Source organism: Pilosibacter rotomagensis, from assembly GCF_045062245.2.
In the GTDB taxonomy this organism is placed as follows: Bacteria; Bacillota; Clostridia; order Lachnospirales; family Lachnospiraceae; genus Pilosibacter.
In genome coordinates this window covers 339,304-355,249 of record NZ_CM170323.1, presented here as the reverse complement: position 1 = coordinate 355,249, position 15,946 = coordinate 339,304, and the positions used below count along the sequence as shown (strand labels likewise).

Annotated in this window: 15 protein-coding genes and 1 pseudogene; 2 read left to right on the top strand and 14 right to left on the bottom strand. The window is 49.2% G+C overall.

Annotated elements, in window-relative coordinates; translation table 11 throughout:
* Positions 1-37: 37 nt before the first annotated feature.
* The 3 genes from ACI3EW_RS01580 to ACI3EW_RS01570 all read right to left on the bottom strand — a co-directional run bounded on the left by ACI3EW_RS01580 (position 38) and on the right by ACI3EW_RS01570 (position 2,339).
* A complete protein-coding gene (locus tag ACI3EW_RS01580; protein ID WP_055266764.1) occupies positions 38-1,282 on the bottom strand; it encodes a plasmid recombination protein in 1,245 nt (414 codons plus the stop codon).
* A 474-nt stretch (positions 1,283-1,756) separates the two neighbouring features.
* Entirely contained in the window at positions 1,757-2,062 is a 306-nt protein-coding gene (locus ACI3EW_RS01575) for a hypothetical protein (protein ID WP_055222220.1), read from the bottom strand.
* Positions 2,046-2,339 (bottom strand): hypothetical protein, encoded by a 294-nt coding sequence (locus tag ACI3EW_RS01570; RefSeq protein ID WP_055222221.1) that lies wholly within the window; start codon positions 2,337-2,339, stop codon positions 2,046-2,048. Before ACI3EW_RS01570 ends, ACI3EW_RS01575 begins: the two co-directional genes overlap by 17 nt.
* A gap of 361 nt (positions 2,340-2,700) precedes the next feature.
* On the opposite strand from ACI3EW_RS01570, the gene ACI3EW_RS01565 reads away from it, so the two are divergent.
* Positions 2,701-3,549 (top strand): helix-turn-helix domain-containing protein, encoded by an 849-nt coding sequence (locus ACI3EW_RS01565; RefSeq protein ID WP_055266762.1) that lies wholly within the window; start codon positions 2,701-2,703, stop codon positions 3,547-3,549.
* A gap of 80 nt (positions 3,550-3,629) precedes the next feature.
* Here the strand turns inward: ACI3EW_RS01565 and ACI3EW_RS01560 are convergent, their stop codons facing one another.
* The 10 genes and pseudogenes from ACI3EW_RS01560 to ACI3EW_RS01515 form a co-directional block, all read right to left on the bottom strand.
* The gene (locus ACI3EW_RS01560; protein WP_055219875.1) at positions 3,630-3,932 is read right to left on the bottom strand and encodes a hypothetical protein; all 303 of its coding nucleotides are present in this window, start codon (positions 3,930-3,932) and stop codon (positions 3,630-3,632) included.
* Positions 3,933-3,944: 12 nt separating this feature from the next.
* A complete protein-coding gene (locus ACI3EW_RS01555; RefSeq protein ID WP_055219873.1) occupies positions 3,945-4,127 on the bottom strand; it encodes a hypothetical protein in 183 nt (60 codons plus the stop codon).
* Between the two features lie 14 nt (positions 4,128-4,141).
* Positions 4,142-4,519: a TnpV protein gene (locus tag ACI3EW_RS01550; protein WP_055219871.1), complete on the bottom strand. Its 378-nt coding sequence runs from the start codon at positions 4,517-4,519 to the stop codon at positions 4,142-4,144.
* A 97-nt stretch (positions 4,520-4,616) separates the two neighbouring features.
* Positions 4,617-6,158 (bottom strand): annotated as a pseudogene (locus ACI3EW_RS01545) (VirD4-like conjugal transfer protein, CD1115 family); the annotation flags it as partial.
* Positions 6,155-6,631: a PcfB family protein gene (locus ACI3EW_RS01540; RefSeq protein ID WP_003509387.1), complete on the bottom strand. Its 477-nt coding sequence runs from the start codon at positions 6,629-6,631 to the stop codon at positions 6,155-6,157. The gene ACI3EW_RS01540 and the pseudogene ACI3EW_RS01545, both read right to left, overlap by 4 nt.
* Before the next feature lie 42 nt (positions 6,632-6,673).
* Positions 6,674-6,886 (bottom strand): DUF5348 domain-containing protein, encoded by a 213-nt coding sequence (locus ACI3EW_RS01535; protein WP_003819042.1) that lies wholly within the window; start codon positions 6,884-6,886, stop codon positions 6,674-6,676.
* Between the two features lie 15 nt (positions 6,887-6,901).
* Positions 6,902-8,014: a DUF6017 domain-containing protein gene (locus ACI3EW_RS01530; protein WP_097777322.1), complete on the bottom strand. Its 1,113-nt coding sequence runs from the start codon at positions 8,012-8,014 to the stop codon at positions 6,902-6,904.
* A 444-nt stretch (positions 8,015-8,458) separates the two neighbouring features.
* Positions 8,459-11,584 carry an SIR2 family NAD-dependent protein deacylase gene (locus ACI3EW_RS01525; RefSeq protein WP_405579912.1) on the bottom strand — a complete coding sequence of 1,042 codons (3,126 nt, stop codon included), beginning with the start codon at positions 11,582-11,584 and terminating at the stop codon, positions 8,459-8,461.
* 391 nt (positions 11,585-11,975) lie between these two features.
* Positions 11,976-12,401 (bottom strand): hypothetical protein, encoded by a 426-nt coding sequence (locus ACI3EW_RS01520; RefSeq protein WP_118322309.1) that lies wholly within the window; start codon positions 12,399-12,401, stop codon positions 11,976-11,978.
* A complete protein-coding gene (locus ACI3EW_RS01515) occupies positions 12,394-12,633 on the bottom strand; it encodes a helix-turn-helix domain-containing protein (protein ID WP_118322310.1) in 240 nt (79 codons plus the stop codon). The genes ACI3EW_RS01520 and ACI3EW_RS01515 overlap by 8 nt, the downstream gene beginning before the upstream one ends.
* Before the next feature lie 458 nt (positions 12,634-13,091).
* On the opposite strand from ACI3EW_RS01515, the gene ACI3EW_RS01510 reads away from it, so the two are divergent.
* A complete protein-coding gene (locus tag ACI3EW_RS01510; RefSeq protein ID WP_405579908.1) occupies positions 13,092-13,667 on the top strand; it encodes a YHYH domain-containing protein in 576 nt (191 codons plus the stop codon).
* Between the two features lie 243 nt (positions 13,668-13,910).
* Here ACI3EW_RS01510 and glmS read toward each other — a convergent pair whose 3' ends face one another.
* Complete coding sequence (glmS, locus tag ACI3EW_RS01505; RefSeq protein WP_405579905.1) at positions 13,911-15,749, bottom strand: glutamine--fructose-6-phosphate transaminase (isomerizing); 1,839 nt, start codon at positions 15,747-15,749, stop codon at positions 13,911-13,913.
* Between the last annotated feature and the right edge of the window lie 197 nt (positions 15,750-15,946).

The window sequence follows — 15,946 nt, the reverse complement described above, 5'->3', positions numbered from 1 at the left end:
AGAAAAAAGCACCCGTTTCCGCAGAAAATCAGGTGCCTCATAACTCCATATCGTGTTTCTTTTTCGGAGCAATCCGCCCCTCACGTTCCCAGCGTTCCCGGTTATCTCGGTCAGCGTTCAGCCTGCCTTTCGCCAGCTTCTCCCGGATGGATTCTCTGGCCTTCTCCTTAATCTGCTCCTTACCGGCCTTCTTGACCTCCGGCTGCATGAGAGTTTTCTGGATTTTTGCCAGGGCGTTCTGCATGACCCGTTTGATTTTGGTAATCACTCCATCCAGACGGGCGGCAGCGTAGTCACGCTCCTTCTTCGGGGCCTTCCGCTCCGGCGAAAGCACCCACTTTTTCGTTTCCTCGATCAGACGAATATCTTCTTTGTGTGTCTCCTGCCGGACGGTATCGGTCACCACCTCCACCGCCTTGTCATAGGCCGCATCGGAAACATCATCTAACAGCGTCTCCACGTCCTCGATTTTGAGCGTCAGTTCTTCCAGCTTCTGCTCCTGCGCCGCAAGCTGCTCCTTCTGCTTCATCAGGATATAATCCTGTTTTTCCAGATAGTCCCGCCCGCCGTAGGACGGCTCCTGATCCAGATGCAGCCCATGCCGTCTGGCGATGTCAAACAGGATCGTCCGGCAGACCGCATCAAAGGTCTGCTTGCGGTTGTTGTTCCGGCCTTTGGGCTTCTCCGGGTTGGGGAGAGGGATGCCAAGTTCTTCCAGCGCCTTTTCCTGCTGGGGGCACAGTTCCCCATAGCGGTTCTCACAGTCAAAGACGTGCCGCTCATGGATGTGGGGCGTCCCCTCGTCCAGATGGAGCGCCCAGTCCAGGATGTGGATATGGGAACCGAAGCGGCGCTCAAATTCCTGATAAAACTCATTGACGATGGAAAAGAGCGTATCCGGCGAGACGGATTCTCCCATCGTGCCGATCTGGTAGATACTTTCCTCCGGGCAGGTCTTGTTGTTTTTCAGCAAGTCCTCCACAGTGCGGTTGCGCTCGGTGTGCCGGGTTTTCTCATTCCGGGCGTTCTGAGCTTCCACATAGCCGCCGTAATGCTCGTAGTAATACATCCGCTCGATTTCCTCAAAGCTGAAATCCGGCTGCTCCGGGTTCTCCCGGAACTCATGGGTGGTAAAGCCCCGGTAGCAGTCCCAGTAGACATTTTGCCTTGCCCGTTCTGCGTCAATGTGTTCGCTGTTCTCCACATCGAACCGGCGGTCATTGTGGCGGGGATTATAGGTGCCATGCTTGCCGGAGCGTCCATTGTGTCGTGTCAGTTTCAAACAGATTTCCTCCTTCCTGCGAAGATGTTCTGGGGCCGGGGAAGGGGCGGCGAAGCCGCAAATCCTGCGAATTTTGCGTCAGGTAATACCCAATACAAGTTGACGCAGGCATCAACTTTCCCTGGGCAAGGCGTTTCACCCTTGACCCGATGGGGCGGCTGCCCTCAACCTGCCAAGGCACTTCGTCCTTGACCCGATAATGGCTGCCGCCCTTAACCTGCCAATGGGCGTTGCCCCTTGACCCCAGCAGTGCGCTGCCGCCCCTGCACCCCGCCACAAAGGGCTGGCCGCCCTCTGTACTTCCGCACCGGCGAAGCTGGCTTCCACCGCAGGAACGGTGTTTGCCAGTTTCACCGGCTCCGTATCCACACATTTGCGCCCATAGGCGGGGAGTGGATACGGAATACGCCTGCGGGGATTGCCGGTCAAAACATCGGGTGCAGACCCGTCATTTTTCCCGTAAACACCCCGATTTTAGGCGATTTTTTCTTCCGTTACCACCACCTGAAAGCCATGCTCCTTTGCGTACTCCCTTGCGGCGGCTTTCCGTTCTTCGCTGTACGGAGGCACCAGCCGGATCGACAGCCGGGACTTGTCCAGCACATAGGTCACGCTGCCCTCCGGCGTGCTGCGCTCCAACCGGCACAACAGTGGGTACTTCCGGCTGAAATCAGCCAGCCTGCGCTTCAAGCTGGCGTTGAAGGTGTAGACGCTGGCAAGGTTCTCCGCCTCGTTCCAGTTGATGATGGTTTCTTTCTCATACTTAGACAGCTTCTTCATACAGATCCTCCTCATAATCGGTGTAAGATTTCAGCACACGCAGGTTGCGCTTGAGACGGCGGTACTCGTCCATCTCCATGCGCAGATGGTGATAAAAATCCTCGTACCAGCTTTCGTTCATCTCCGTCTCCACCTTCCGGGCCAGCCCCAGCATCCGGCGTTTGGCCTCCGGGTCAACCGTCAGAGCCGTCAGCCATTTCAGCCGTGTCACCGTATTGTGGTGGCTGAGACAGCCGTAAGCGTAGAGAATCTTCTTTTCTTTCATACTCAGTGTCATAATGATTTCCTCCATTTCTTTGCTGCGGAGCCATGCGCCCCGCATGATAAACTTGTTTCCTGTCCGCCGGTCTGCCTGCAAGCCGCTCCTGCCCGGAATTTCTCCCGGCGTATCGGCCTCTTTGGTGTGCTCAATTTCTGTCCTGGCGTCACTTCCCCGGAGGCCATACCCCTTGCAGCCGGTCATTCGATTTTCAAGGTTCTGTGCCTGTCTGCAAGAACCAGTTTACCGAAAAAAGAGGCCCTTTCCCGTATATCCAAAACGTCGGAAAAACGCTCGAAATCCGCATATTTCCACGCTTATGGAATCGTGCTATAATGGGTGTAATCACTGAAAAAGATAACGAGAGAGGGGGCTTTGGATGTACGCAAAGCTGACAATCCCGGAGCGGCTCAAAGACCTGCGGGTGGTGGACAAGCACCTGACGCTGGAACAACTGGCGGAGCAGACCGGCCTGTCTAAATCCGCGCTGGGAAAATACGAAACCGATGACTACAAGGACATCAGCCCGTTTGCGATTGCAACGCTGGCGGACTTTTACGGCGTGTCCACCGACTATCTGATGGGGCTGACGGAAAATAAAAATCACCCAAACACAGAACTTCAATCTCTGCATCTGAGTGATGATATGGTGGAACTTTTGAGCAGCGGCAAAATCAACAACCGGCTTCTCTGCGAACTGGCTGCCCACCCGAATTTCCGGCGGCTGATGATAGATATGGAAATCTGCATCGACCAGATCGCCAATATGCGGGTGGAGCAGATGAATCTGGTGTTGGAGGCCACCCGGCAGACCGTCATGAGCAAGTATGCGCCCGGAGAAGATGACCTCTATATGCGGACGCTGGAACTGGGGCAGGTGCAGGAAAGCGATTTTTACAGCCATGTCATGCACGATGATCTGGACAGCATCGTCCGGGACATCCGGGAAGCACACCGCAAGGACAAGACCACCGCCGACCCGCAGCCCACGCTGGATGACGTCAAGGAAAAGTTTGAACAGGCGCTCGAACAGGGCAGCCAAGAGGAAGTGGTAATCCACGAATTTTGCGACAGAATGCAGATACCCTTCGAGAAGATTTCCTCAGAGGACTTCTCTGCATTTTTGCGGATACTGAGCCTGTCCAAAATGCTCAAAAATCCCAACAACATGAGAGGAAAGGCCAAGCCGCAGCCGTACTATGCGCCCAAGCGGAAGAAACGCAGATAACAGGAAAGCCGCCCAATCTGTACCGTTGGACGGCTTTCGACCCGTTTGTGGGCGGAATAAAATATGTGGTTATACATCCGTTAGCTGACCGTTTTCATCAGCTTTTTCATAAACTTCCAGAGACGGATGCCATCTTTGAGGCCCAGCCGGTAAAAGAAGCACTCGCTTTCTGCACCAGAATCGAAAATAGAATCACAGTAGTGTCTTACAGCGTCCTTCTGTTCCTCAGACAATGCGCTGATTGCTTTTTCATACTCGTTTTCCAAGCGAAGGCAGTCCTCTTTTTTCTCCGTGCCGGTTTCTGCCTCCCGCCACTTAGCAAACTGGCTCTGCATCCGCTCCTGAATCATCAAATCAACCAATTTTTCTATATCTGTACCCATAAGCGCCCCTCCTTATGCTGGGCGGATATAATTCCGGTATGTTTCCAGGACGGAATCTGACACACCGCTTTTATATACTTTGCGGATGTCGGAGATTTCCTCTTGCTTCAGCAGTTTCAGCCATTTCAGCAGCTCAGCCCTGCCGTTGGCAAAGTTACAATAACGCCCATCGGCGTATTCGATACGGTATCTCATAGACAGGCACCTCCTTAAACAAAAATCATCTCAGAGAGGATGATTTCCTCTGCTCGGCTGCGAATGCTGTTCATGCCCCCGACCCACGCAAGCTGGTCACGGGCTTTCAGTTCCTCGGTGACACCCTCCGCCTCCTGCATCTGCGAGACGATACACGCCAGCCGGTCAGCGGCCTGTTCGTTCAGGTCAGCAAGATATGTCCAGAGTTTTCCCGACAGAAGCAGGGCATTGTACTGGCCGGGCCGGTGTTCTTGCAGAAACGCTTTGTGCATCCGGCCCCACCGCCCAATGGGGCGGCTTTCCTCCGGTAGCTCCAGATCGGGGATGTAGTAGTCTCCCACCAGCGTGTAGCTGATTCCGTTTTGATGGATTTTCTTTGGTAAATGCTCCATGTTCGACCTCCTGTATTCAGTTATTTCAGAATCCAGTTGATCGTGTCCCTGTTCATGATAAATTCAAGGCAACTGAACTCTTCACGAACAAGTATGGCATATCCTTTCCGAGTTTTTGGTAATTCAGTCCGTGGGAGGTCTGCGCGCCCCGGTTCTCGCTCTGGTTGTAGCTGTCAATGGTTTCCTTGCCCAGCACCTCCGCGATCTCCTTGGCGTTCTTGCCCCTGCCACTAAGGAACAGCGTACAGTCGCAGTTGTCGGAAATGATTTCCGCCGCGTCCTTGTAAATGGCCTTTAGCTGCGACTGGCTCTGCAAAATAATAGAAGCCGAGATTTCCCGGCTTCGGATGGTGGCGATCAGCTTGTCAAAGTTTGGAATCTGGCCGATGTTGGCGAACTCGTCCAGAATCAGCCGCACATGGACGGGCAGCCGCCCGCCGTATTTGTCATCGGCCCGGTCACACAAAAGGTTTATGAGCTGGCTTTGCACCATTGCCAGAATGAAATTAAAGGTCGTGTCCGTGTCCGACATAATCAGGAACAGGGCTGTTTTTTTGTCCCCGATGGTGTCAAGTTCCAGTTCGTCGTCCTCCATCAGCTCCCGCACCTCCCGGATGTCAAAGGGCGCTAATCTGGCTCCGCAGCTTATCAAAATGGAGCTGCGGGTCTTGCCCGCCGACAGCAGGAATTTACGGTACTGGCGCACCGCAAAGTGTTCCGGGTCTTTTTCTTCCAGCCGTTCAAACATCTGGTCTACCGGGGATTGAAATTCCGGGTCGTCCTCGCGGGCTTCACTGGCATTTATCATTTCAAGCAGCGTAGTGAAATTCATTTCATCGTCCGGCGCTTCGTACCAGATATAGCCAATGAGGGCCGAATACAGCAGGCGTTCCGATTTGATCCAAAAATCCTCGGCGCTTTTTTCGCCCTCGCCCTTGGTGTTACAGATCAGAGTGTTTACCAGCTTCAAAATGTCCTTTTCCGAATGGATGTAGCGAAACGGGTTGTAGCGCATACTCTTGGAAAAGTTAATGGTATTCAGCACTTTTACCCGGTAGCCGCACCGCACAAGGAGCTGGCCCACCTCGCCGATCAGACTTCCTTTCGGGTCGGTAATCACGAATGAGGTCGGGTAGTCCTTGGACACGCACTGCATGAGGTTGGGCTTCACAAAGAACCGGGTCTTGCCGCTGCCGGAACCGCCGATCACCAGCACATTTTTGTTCCGGGCGGTCTTGGGGTCTTTGGGCCGGTTGTTCATGGTGAGGCGTTCCGTCTGGGTCAGGAGGATGTTGTTGTCAAACACCGGGTCGATGTACGGGGCTATATCTTTGGGGCTGCCCCAACGGGCGCTGCCGTACTCGACACCCCGGCGGTATTTCTTGGCGTTCTTGCTTTTGCAGTACACCATCAGCCGCAGCGCCACCGCACCGGCCACGCCCACCGCCAGATCGAACAGGTGGAAGCTGGGGGCGGCGCTTTCAAAGGCAAGGGAAAAGCCGTCCGCAAGGTGCAATAGCTTTTCCGACAAGTCCGCCCCAGCCGCCAGCCGGTAGGTCTGTCCCAGCTTGCCGAACAGGTAAACAAACAGCAGGTAGGGCAGGTTGGCGATGATCAGCTTTTTCATTTCCGGCTTCATCGTGACAGCCCCCTTTCCTTGATTTTCTCCTTGGCCTGCTGGCTGCTTCTGGCCGCTGCCTTTTCTTTCAGGACGGCAAGGGTCTTTCGGATGGAGGGGCGCTCCTGCTGTTTGAGCTTCTTGGCCGTAAACTCCTTAAACGCCTGTTCCAGATTGTCCGCCTGCTTGGATTTGAAGATCACGATATACCGGGGCGGATGGGTAGTGCGGTCTTTCCGCAAGGTAAAATCAATGTCGTATTTCTTGGCGCAGGGCTTAAACAGGCCGATGTTGGCGTCGGTGATCTCAATGTTGGACAGGGCGGAACCGTCCTTTTTGAGCTGCCGTAAGCTCTGCTGTCCGTGATGGGCCTTGCCCGTCCCTTTCTGCCGGGCGGCCAGATATTTTCGGATGGCCGCTTGCAGCACTTGGGCGGTGAGCTTGCCCGTCTTAACCGCTAACGCTATGGTTTTCTGGTCTACTTCTTCCTGCAACTGCTATCCCTCCTTTGGAAAGTCAGCAGGCAGGCGGATGGCTTAAATCCGCACCCGCAGGCCGGAGAGGTCGTCGGCATGGATTCCCACAAGATACCAGTTCTCGGCCATTTCAATGCGGGTCGGCCTCCATCTGCCGCCCACCATCACATCAAAAGTTTCTCCGCAGTGCAGGCCGCCGTAATAGTCCGCAAGGTCAAAGCGGATGTCGTAGCGGTCTGTCTGCTCGTCAAAAATCAAAGCACCCTGTTTCATAGGGTCGGCCTCCTTTCAGATTTTGCCGGTGTTCATGTCATGGGCCACCAGCGCCGTGTAATAGCCGTTGATGGTGCTTGGGGCGTTGAACAGAACCGCCAGCAGGTATTTTTTGATGTTCCGTATTTCCGTGGTGTTTTTGCTGATACAGTCAAAGACAAACTCAATGTGAGAGCTGTTCAGCTTCATCAGCTTGGATTTCACCAGCTCGGCGGGGTAATCGTCCCCGGCAATGCGGATGGTCTTTCGGGCGCTGCATACGGTTTCCACCAGCAAGTCCACGATCTCGTCCAGCATATCCCGGTCAATCCCCTTGGCGTACTGGCAAAGGTGTTCATACTCGATGTTGTCCTTGATGATCTCCCGATAAATCTCTACGGCGCTCTGTGATTTCGCTCCCGTTCCTTTCCGTTCCGGCGGCGCAGCCGCTTCTTCCCCCAAAGGAGAGGGAGGGGAAAGGATAGGAATGGAATCGGTATTTGATCCATCTGTAATTGATTTCTCTTTACTTGATCTATCTTTATTTAATTGCGTTGGTTTTTCCTGCGTTGGATTATCCAATGTTGGATTTTCCAATGTAGGTGAATCCGGCACAGGCTGGGGCTGTTCGTAAATGATGTAATCCGCCCCGCGCAGGCGGCCTTGGCTGTCACGCTCACGGGAACGCACGATATAGCCCGCCTGTTCCAGCTCCCGGACAGCCGCCCGGATCGCGTCGATCTGCTCCCGGTTGATAAGGGACAAGCCTTTCAGCGTAAAGTCCCAATCCTCCGGCAAGGACAGCATTTGCGACAGCAGGCCCTTGGCTTTCAGGGACAAGTCCTTGTTCCGCAGGTGGTGGTTGGACATCACTGTGTAGCCCCGGTTTTTCTCCACTCGAAAAACTGCCATCTCGTCGTCCACTCCTTTCACTTGAAATTTCACCGCGCCGTCAAGGGCGGTGCGCTTGCCCGGCTGGTAGGGACATTCCTCATACACACAAAACTGGTACTTCCAGTGCGGGCGGTAGAAACGGCAGGTGCCGCAGTCCTCCGGCGCTCCGGCCTCGCCGCTGTCAAAATGATCTGCGCCCGGCCTCGTCTGCATGAGCTGTTCAAAGGCCCGGTCGCTGCCGGAAGTAAAGTACATAGGCGGTCGCCTCCTTTCTGGTTTTGGGCGCAAAAAAGCGGCGTCCTGATCTCCCCAAAGGGGAAAAGAGAACGCCGCTGTCTGCGGTGTCGTATTTGATTTTCGATGTGTCACTATTTGTGCGGTGGGCTTCACGGGAGGCAGAAGCGTGTCAAAGCTCAATCCGAAAGTAGTAAATCGGTAGTAAATTCAGTTCTTATATCCCGTGAAATGCCCGTATTTCCGGGCTTTTTGGAGATAATCAGAGTTGTTATTATAAACGTAAGAAAATCGAAAATGTGACAGGAAAAATGAAAAAAGTTGAATTTTTTTGACCAGGAAGAGATTCTTGCTTACGGGGTTGCATTTTGCAAGAAACGGTGTATGCCCTTACACATCCAATTCTCAGTCATCCAGTTCCTCCTCAACTGCGAAATCTGCTTTCGCAAATACAGGAACTCAAAATTACCATTTCACATTCCGAACTTCCATAAATTCGTTCTCATCCACTCCGATTCTTCTCCATTCCTCAACGGCAGGTACCTGTGTCTCCAATCCCTGCAATGCTGCTGCCAGCGCACATGATCTCGTACGCATCAGGATTTTTTCTCGTACGCAGCTTTCCGCATCGTCAATGCAAGGTGCCGTCTCATCTATAAGCTGCATGAGTTTCATGTTTAAAAACGGAAGCGCACTTTTCTTAAGATAATCCTTTCTCCTAAGTGAACAGAATAAATCAATCAGGTTCATTTCTTTTTCCCCCGACACGTCCATAATCCGATACCCAAATATATTTTCAATTTTTTTTACACATGTCATCATATACGGATCTTTCTCAAGCTCATCCCTACTGTACCGCAATATATAAATCATATTTTCAATAAGGCTAATGCCTACTGCACCGCATTTCCAAAGATCCTGCTCAAGTTTGTCTTCCGCATATTCATGCTCTCCCCACAAACCACCTGTCAAAATTCTCAGAGGTATCATATTTTCATAGTCTGTAGCAGCCAGCTCCAGGAATTTTTCAATTTCCTTTTTTATTTCTTCTGAAGGCATTGGCTCATGATGATAATAAATGCTTGCAAGGATTACAAGTGTTACCTTTACATACCCCCTGATTTCTTCCTCGTCCTCAAATCGTCTTTTTTCCTTTTTGATCACTTTGTCCATACTTTGGATCAATTTTAAAAACCATTTTGAGGCATTATCCCATGTGAAATCTACAACATCCGCAATATCAAGCATTCTGTTCACATCCTGGGCATGAGGGAACATTCCTGTCTTCCCCTGCAATGTCAGGCTGGCAAATACATTTTCTGCAATCTTTTCCGCATATTTCTTATCCTTTGTCAGCGTATAAAGGACTGAGTATTCTGCATCATCTTCCAATTGCTTTAAAAGTCTCCGCATATCCTTTTCATCGATTTCTATCTGATAGCACAATACAAATTGAAAATTTACTGCCGATCTTTTCCGGTCCGGATCTGAAGACTGCAGCTCCTGTTCAATCCGATACATCAACTTTTTGTAGGTATCTCTCTTCAGTTTTAATTTTTGATCCGGCACTCTGCAGAACTGGCACGGATTCACATAACCAGAGAATTTATCCTGCGCAATTGGAAACTGAAGAAATTTTTCAAAGCAGGCGCTCTGTTTCTTTTTTCCGCATGCATTGACCACTGCGTTCATCAGTTCTTTCAGTTTTCGGAACTTATGATATTCCCCGTTTATACATATTTCAAGCAACACATCTATAGTTTTATCCAGCATCGCTTCTGAACATTTACAGACATACCTTGCAAGAAGCATCGGTAAAACCACCGCCGCCTGATCAAAAATATTTTTCCGTAATATTTTATTCGCATTTGATGCCTCATGAGCAATTGCCTGAAGCAGATTTATGTAAGTCTGTACCTCCTCATCTGCTTCCTCTGCAGTAAGACCTGCAAGTAATTTTCTACTGCTGAGAAGATCTACGGTTTCTTCCTTTCCAGCAAGTAAGGTCTGTACCATTGCCCAATATGGATAATACAATCCCAGACGTTTCACGGATCCATCCAGTCCATCACGCATTGTCACATTTCCTATGCAAAATGCATGTCCAGTCTTTTCTAAAAATCTCCAATACTCCAGCGCAGTGAGAACACTGTTCTGATTGCTGCCAAAATGCGTCGTATATGTTTGCGTCAGATTAAAACTGTAATATAATTCTTCTTCCTTTATAGTTTTGAATTCTTCTTTCATCTGCGAAGTATAATATTTGTTCGTTTCTCCCCAGGAAATAACTGCTTGATTTGTACTTTGCTCAATTTTTTCTTTTGTACTATCCCAACGCTTGCTTTGTCGGACATAATTTACTAACGATACATTGGATTCCTCCATAGAAACCAAAAATGCATTTTTTGCGTCTCTCATAAGCGGACGTCTGATCATCCTTAAATTAGCAGTCAAAAGTTTATCCGCTTCTTCGCTCATCCCCGCAGCAGCCAGTAAATATGCTTTTATCAGCGGCCAGTAAACATCACCTGCAGCAATCTCCCAATCAGCCAGTTCCGCTCTCAGATTGGGGCCATTAAACCGGAATAAAGCGATTCTGCAGCACTCCGCTTTATAAAATTGTCTCTGAACATAATCCAGCGGGCCATCAGGAATCGTTCTCTGATATTTTTCTGTCTTTTCCCAGCACCCATTTTCTCTGTATGTCCGCATCAGGTGCAGACGAATTTCCTGTTTTTTTATCTCTTCCGCCGCATCAGTTGTATCTGATTCTATAATGCTCTGAAATTTCTCTGCATCATTCAGTAAAATCGGGCGGTCCACAATGTCACATAGTTTTACATATTCAAAAATATAATCGATCTGATCTTTCCATGGAATCTGGTCAAACCCCATCCACTGATTCATGCAGCCTAAAAGCATAGATGCCTGTGCCTTTTTGTCACTCGGAAGAAAGACCCATCCAGGATAACTTTCACGGATTTTTCTCAGTTTTTCTGTCCTCTCCTGATAATTTGGCGAAGAGGAATTTCTATCCAAATCCTCAATAATCCATCTCTCTTTTTCTTCATTCTTCCATACATATTCTCTCAAGTAATCAAAGAAGTGGGCTAAACGCTCAGATATATCACAGTCCGGCCAGATTTCTTCCAGATCGACTGCAATAATGTTCCGCTCTATAAATAAAGTTCTCTGCGCTTCCGGGAGATGTGAAACTGTAATCATATAAAGCTTTTGGGCACTGCTTTTTGACAGATGATCCCTGATCCAACCGGTCCACTTAATAAAATTAGGATCTTCTCCGGAAAAGCCGATCATGCAGAACACATTTTCTAGAAATGCCTGCTGGACTGTATTCACCATCGGAGCAAATTTTTCCGGATATGTACGGTAATCTTCTTCTGTTATGATAAACGGTCTGCTTGAGGGAAAAGAGCCATGAAGTTTTACAATTCTTGACGCATCATTACTTCCTGCAAGATCTTCCTTACATACAATCACATTATATCTGCGTTTTGTAATCTGATCCGCTGTCCGCTCCAAAAGCGTATCATAATTTGTGGTAAAGACATCTCTCCACGGGAGTTCCATCAGCTTTCTGAAAAGTTCGGATGGGATATAGTCCTCGTCCGGCACTGCCTGATGTAAGATTTCCTCAAGAACCGGGCGTCCCATTAATCGCTCGACCTGCTCCGCCAATCCCAGAGAACTCGCATACATTTTCCCCGGTCCGGCACCATCTTCATAAAGTTTATCATAAAACAGATCCGATAATTTTTTCCAGTCCAGGAACTCCCGGTTCGTGCTATATTTCTTATCCGCATTACGGCTAAAGCCTGCTCCGACCATGACAGCCGCATGTTTAGCAACTAAGGCCTGAGCGATTTGGGTAATATGAGTATTTGATCCAGGCATACATTGATTCCCTCCGGTTTTCATTATGCATGTGTTCTTGCTTTTCTATTGTTTTAAAGCATCCATGTTATTCTTCTTCAAAATTCATGATCAGGTTCTCTATTTTCTTATTTAATTTATAAAACCACCGACCTTTTTTAAATTCTTCCTCTGTCATTTCATAACTTGGTGTTTTTTTTCTGCCCGTGGATTCGCAAAAGTTTTTCCACTCATTAAGTAATTCCGTCCTACATGTTTTCTCCTGTTCCACGCTCTCGTCCTCCACTGATGTTACATTTTTCATACGATACCATCCTTTTCTTCTGCTGTCACTTATAATCTTTTTCTCATCATTTTTTAATCCAGTTAATATTACGCTTAAATAATTTCTATTACTCAAGAATTTAACATTTTTCTTTTCCACCTCAATTCTAATTTCCTCGATTGAATGCCATTTACCATCATCAAGGACTGAACAGATAATTTCAGTCATATCGTGTCTTATACTACTCATTAGATTTTTCCTCTTCTATCAGCTCGTCACTCTCACACTCCAAAGCTTTCGCTAACCGCATTAGTTGGTTCACCGTTCCCGATATTACATTTCGCTCTATATTTTGTATTGTTGTTCTCGAAAATCCCGTTAATTCACCAAGTTTCTCTTGCGTATATCCCATTGATAGTCTCTTTTCCATAACGGATTGGCCTTTGATCCTGTATTTATTTGTCCCCTTTTCTTCTCTCAATTCATCCCGTCTCCTTCTTCGAGTTAAATTAACTTAAATATACTATATTTTAATTTCTTTGTCAGCATTAGATCATGAGCAATTGAACTTAAATTTTTTCATTTGAAATTGCCGACATTTACTGTCCCTGGGATGTAATCAACCATGTTGACAAGCTCTGCGCGGAACCGGGTGCAAGGCCACAGTCCTATTGGTTAAACACCAGCGGCAATGAACTTGTAAAGTGTTTCATTGACAAGGACAATAAGACAACCCGTGATGAGATCGAGCGTCTGATCGCCGGAGAAACGATTGAAAAAAACATCCGGCTTGAACTCACCTACGCTGAGCATGAGGATAGCCGGGAAGAGATTCTTAACTTATGGGGTTGCATTTTGTAAAAAACGGTGTAAAGTAATTATTGAGAAGCTGAGCAAATAAAATATAGAATTTTCAAAGAAACTAAAGGGGGATATTCTATGAAGCTGAAAAAATACGGAGTTCTTCTCCTCTCATGTCTGACCTTGGCCACTGCTCCTGCCACAGTTCTTCCATCCAACACGCTCATCGCGGAAGCACACTCTGGAAGGACCGATGCAAACGGCGGTCATCATGACTACAAAAATAAGAGTGGCCTCGGAAGTTACCACTATCACTGCGGCGGACACCCGGCTCACCTTCACCCAAACGGTGTATGCCCTTACGCGTCCAACTCCCAGTCATCCAGTTCCTCTTCAACTGCGAAATCCACTTCCGCAAATACAGGAACCACTATCACTTACGACCTGATGACTTCCTACTCAAAAGTTTTCGACGCAGACTATTACTATCAGACATATCCGGATCTCCAGACCGCGATCGGGAGCAATTCCCTCGACCTCTTCACACATTTTTACACTTCCGGAATGTCCGAAGGCCGGAAAGGATGCGCAGATTTTGATGTCAACGTGTACAAAGAAAACAATTCCGATCTCCAGGCAGCGTTTGGAAGCGATCTGAAGAAATATTACGATCATTATATTTCCACTGGGTGGGCGGAAAATAGGGTGCACTAAGGTTTTTGTTAGTCCTATCCAACTATATTAGGACAATGTTCAATTAAAAAAAGTGCTAAGTCATGAGTTAAAATTTATGACTTAGCACTTCTTATTTTTCTTTTTATCTTTGGGAAAAAGAAAGATTTCTCACACCTTTCAATTATCCAAAAAGGAGCTTCCGCTCCAACTCCGCTCTAAAACGGAAAATTCAAAGCGTCCGCTCCCTTTCTGATCTTCATTACATCATCTGAATTGTTTTCCTTACTCCACCGTCACACTCTTCGCCAGATTCCTAGGCTTATCCACATCCAGTCCCTTTGCGACAGATACATAGTATCCCAGCAGCTGCAGCGGGATCACCGCCAGACTCGCCGCGAATAACGGCTCCGCCTTCGGAATATAGATCACAAAATCAGCACTGTCCTCGATGCTGTAATTTCCATACGTCGTGAGCGCCATCAGGTACGCCCCGCGGCTCTTGCACTCGACCATGTTGCTGACCGTCTTCTCATAGAGATTCTGCTGCGTCAGAACGCCGATCACAAGCGTTCCCGGCTCAATCAGGCTGATCGTCCCGTGTTTCAGCTCCCCGGCCGCATACGCCTCAGAGTGGATGTAACTGATCTCCTTCATCTTTAAGCTGCCTTCCATGCTGACCGCATAGTCAAGCCCGCGCCCGATAAAGAACATATCCTGCGCATTCATCTGCTTTGCGGCAAACCACTGGATCCGCTCCTTGTCCTCGAGAAGCTTTTCGATCTTCTCCGGGATTGTCTGCAGCTCCGCAAGAAGCTCCGCCGTCCGGTCCTCATCGATCACACCGCGGACACGCGCAAACTCTGTTGCAAGAAGATACGAGGCGATCAGCTGTGTGCTGTACGCCTTCGTCGTCGCAACCGCGATCTCCGGACCTGCAAGTGTATAGAAGACATGATCCGCCTCACGCGCGATCGTGGAACCGACCACGTTGACGATCGCCAACGTCTTCACACCATGTGCCTTCGCCTCACGCAGCGCCGCAAGACTGTCCGCCGTCTCCCCGGACTGGCTCACGATGATCACCAGGGAATTCGGTGCAAACAAGAGTCTCCGATACCGGAATTCCGAAGCGAGCTCCACACGGACCGGGATCTGCGCCAGTTCCTCGATCACATACTGTGCCGCAACGCCGACATGGTAAGCCGATCCGCACGCCACGATATAGATCTGTCCAAGCTTTGCGATCTCCTCCTCTGAAAGCCCGACTCCGCTCAAGTCGATCTTTCCGTCCTTCACGACAGAATTGATCGTATCACGGATCGCCTTCGGCTGCTCATGGATCTCCTTGATCATAAAGTGCTCATAGCCGGCTTTCTCTGCCGCCTCGGCATCCCACTGGATCTCCACCAGATCTTTTTCGATCTCGTCCCCGTCAAGGTTATAGAAGGTCACTTTCCCCTTCTGAAGACGGCACATCTCCATATTTCCGATATAATAAACACTTCTCGTATACTTTAAGATTGCCGGAACATCCGAAGCGACAAACGACTCGCCATCCGCCACGCCGATGATCATCGGGCTGTCCTTTCTCGCCGCGTAAATCTCCTCCGGATAATCCTTGAACATGACTGCAAGCGCGTAGGAACCGCGGATCCGCACCATCGCGTGGTTGATCGCATCCACCGGAGTATGCTCATATTTCTTATAATAGTAGTCGATCAGCTTGATCGCAACCTCTGTATCCGTATCGGAATAAAACGTATATCCCTTATTCTGAAGCTTTTCCCGGAGTTCCTGGTAATTCTCGATAATTCCATTATGAACGCCGACGACGTTCCGGTCATCGCTACAATGCGGGTGCGCATTCAGCTCACTCGGCTCCCCGTGCGTCGCCCAGCGCGTATGCCCGATCCCGCAGGTTCCCTGCATTGCCATTCCATCATTCGTCTTTTCCGCGAGGACACGGAGACGTCCCTTCGCCTTGACGATCTCCACGTCTTTCTCTCCGTCACGTACTGCGATTCCCGCAGAGTCATATCCGCGATACTCTAATTTCGCAAGTCCCTCAAGCAGGATCGGGGCCGCCTGTCTATGTCCTGTAAATCCAACAATTCCACACATATGTAAATCTTCCTGTCTTTCAAATTTTTATTTCCTGTCCGACGACAGTTATCCCGATTATATCATTTTCCGGCGGTCCATACAATAGCATCTGTAGTTCATTTTTGGGTTCCGCACACAATGAAACGCCCTCCTTGCTATCCCTCCCAATCAATGATAAAATAAAATCACTTGAAAACATAGGATTTTATATTGCT

Bases quoted from the DNA above. Each gene is read 5' to 3' on its own strand.
- ACI3EW_RS01550 (WP_055219871.1), bottom strand. From the start codon at position 4,519: ATGGAGCATTTACCAAAGAAAATCCATCAAAACGGAATCAGCTACACG.
- glmS (WP_405579905.1), bottom strand. From the start codon at position 15,749: ATGTGTGGAATTGTTGGATTTACAGGACATAGACAGGCGGCCCCGATC.
- ACI3EW_RS01560 (WP_055219875.1), bottom strand. From the start codon at position 3,932: ATGGGTACAGATATAGAAAAATTGGTTGATTTGATGATTCAGGAGCGG.
- ACI3EW_RS01525 (WP_405579912.1), bottom strand. From the start codon at position 11,584: ATGGAACTCCCGTGGAGAGATGTCTTTACCACAAATTATGATACGCTT.
- ACI3EW_RS01570 (WP_055222221.1), bottom strand. From the start codon at position 2,339: ATGACACTGAGTATGAAAGAAAAGAAGATTCTCTACGCTTACGGCTGT.
- ACI3EW_RS01520 (WP_118322309.1), bottom strand. From the start codon at position 12,401: ATGAGTAGTATAAGACACGATATGACTGAAATTATCTGTTCAGTCCTT.
- ACI3EW_RS01565 (WP_055266762.1), top strand. From the start codon at position 2,701: ATGTACGCAAAGCTGACAATCCCGGAGCGGCTCAAAGACCTGCGGGTG.
- ACI3EW_RS01530 (WP_097777322.1), bottom strand. From the start codon at position 8,014: ATGTACTTTACTTCCGGCAGCGACCGGGCCTTTGAACAGCTCATGCAG.
- ACI3EW_RS01510 (WP_405579908.1), top strand. From the start codon at position 13,092: ATGAAGCTGAAAAAATACGGAGTTCTTCTCCTCTCATGTCTGACCTTG.
- ACI3EW_RS01575 (WP_055222220.1), bottom strand. From the start codon at position 2,062: ATGAAGAAGCTGTCTAAGTATGAGAAAGAAACCATCATCAACTGGAAC.
- ACI3EW_RS01555 (WP_055219873.1), bottom strand. From the start codon at position 4,127: ATGAGATACCGTATCGAATACGCCGATGGGCGTTATTGTAACTTTGCC.
- ACI3EW_RS01535 (WP_003819042.1), bottom strand. From the start codon at position 6,886: ATGAAACAGGGTGCTTTGATTTTTGACGAGCAGACAGACCGCTACGAC.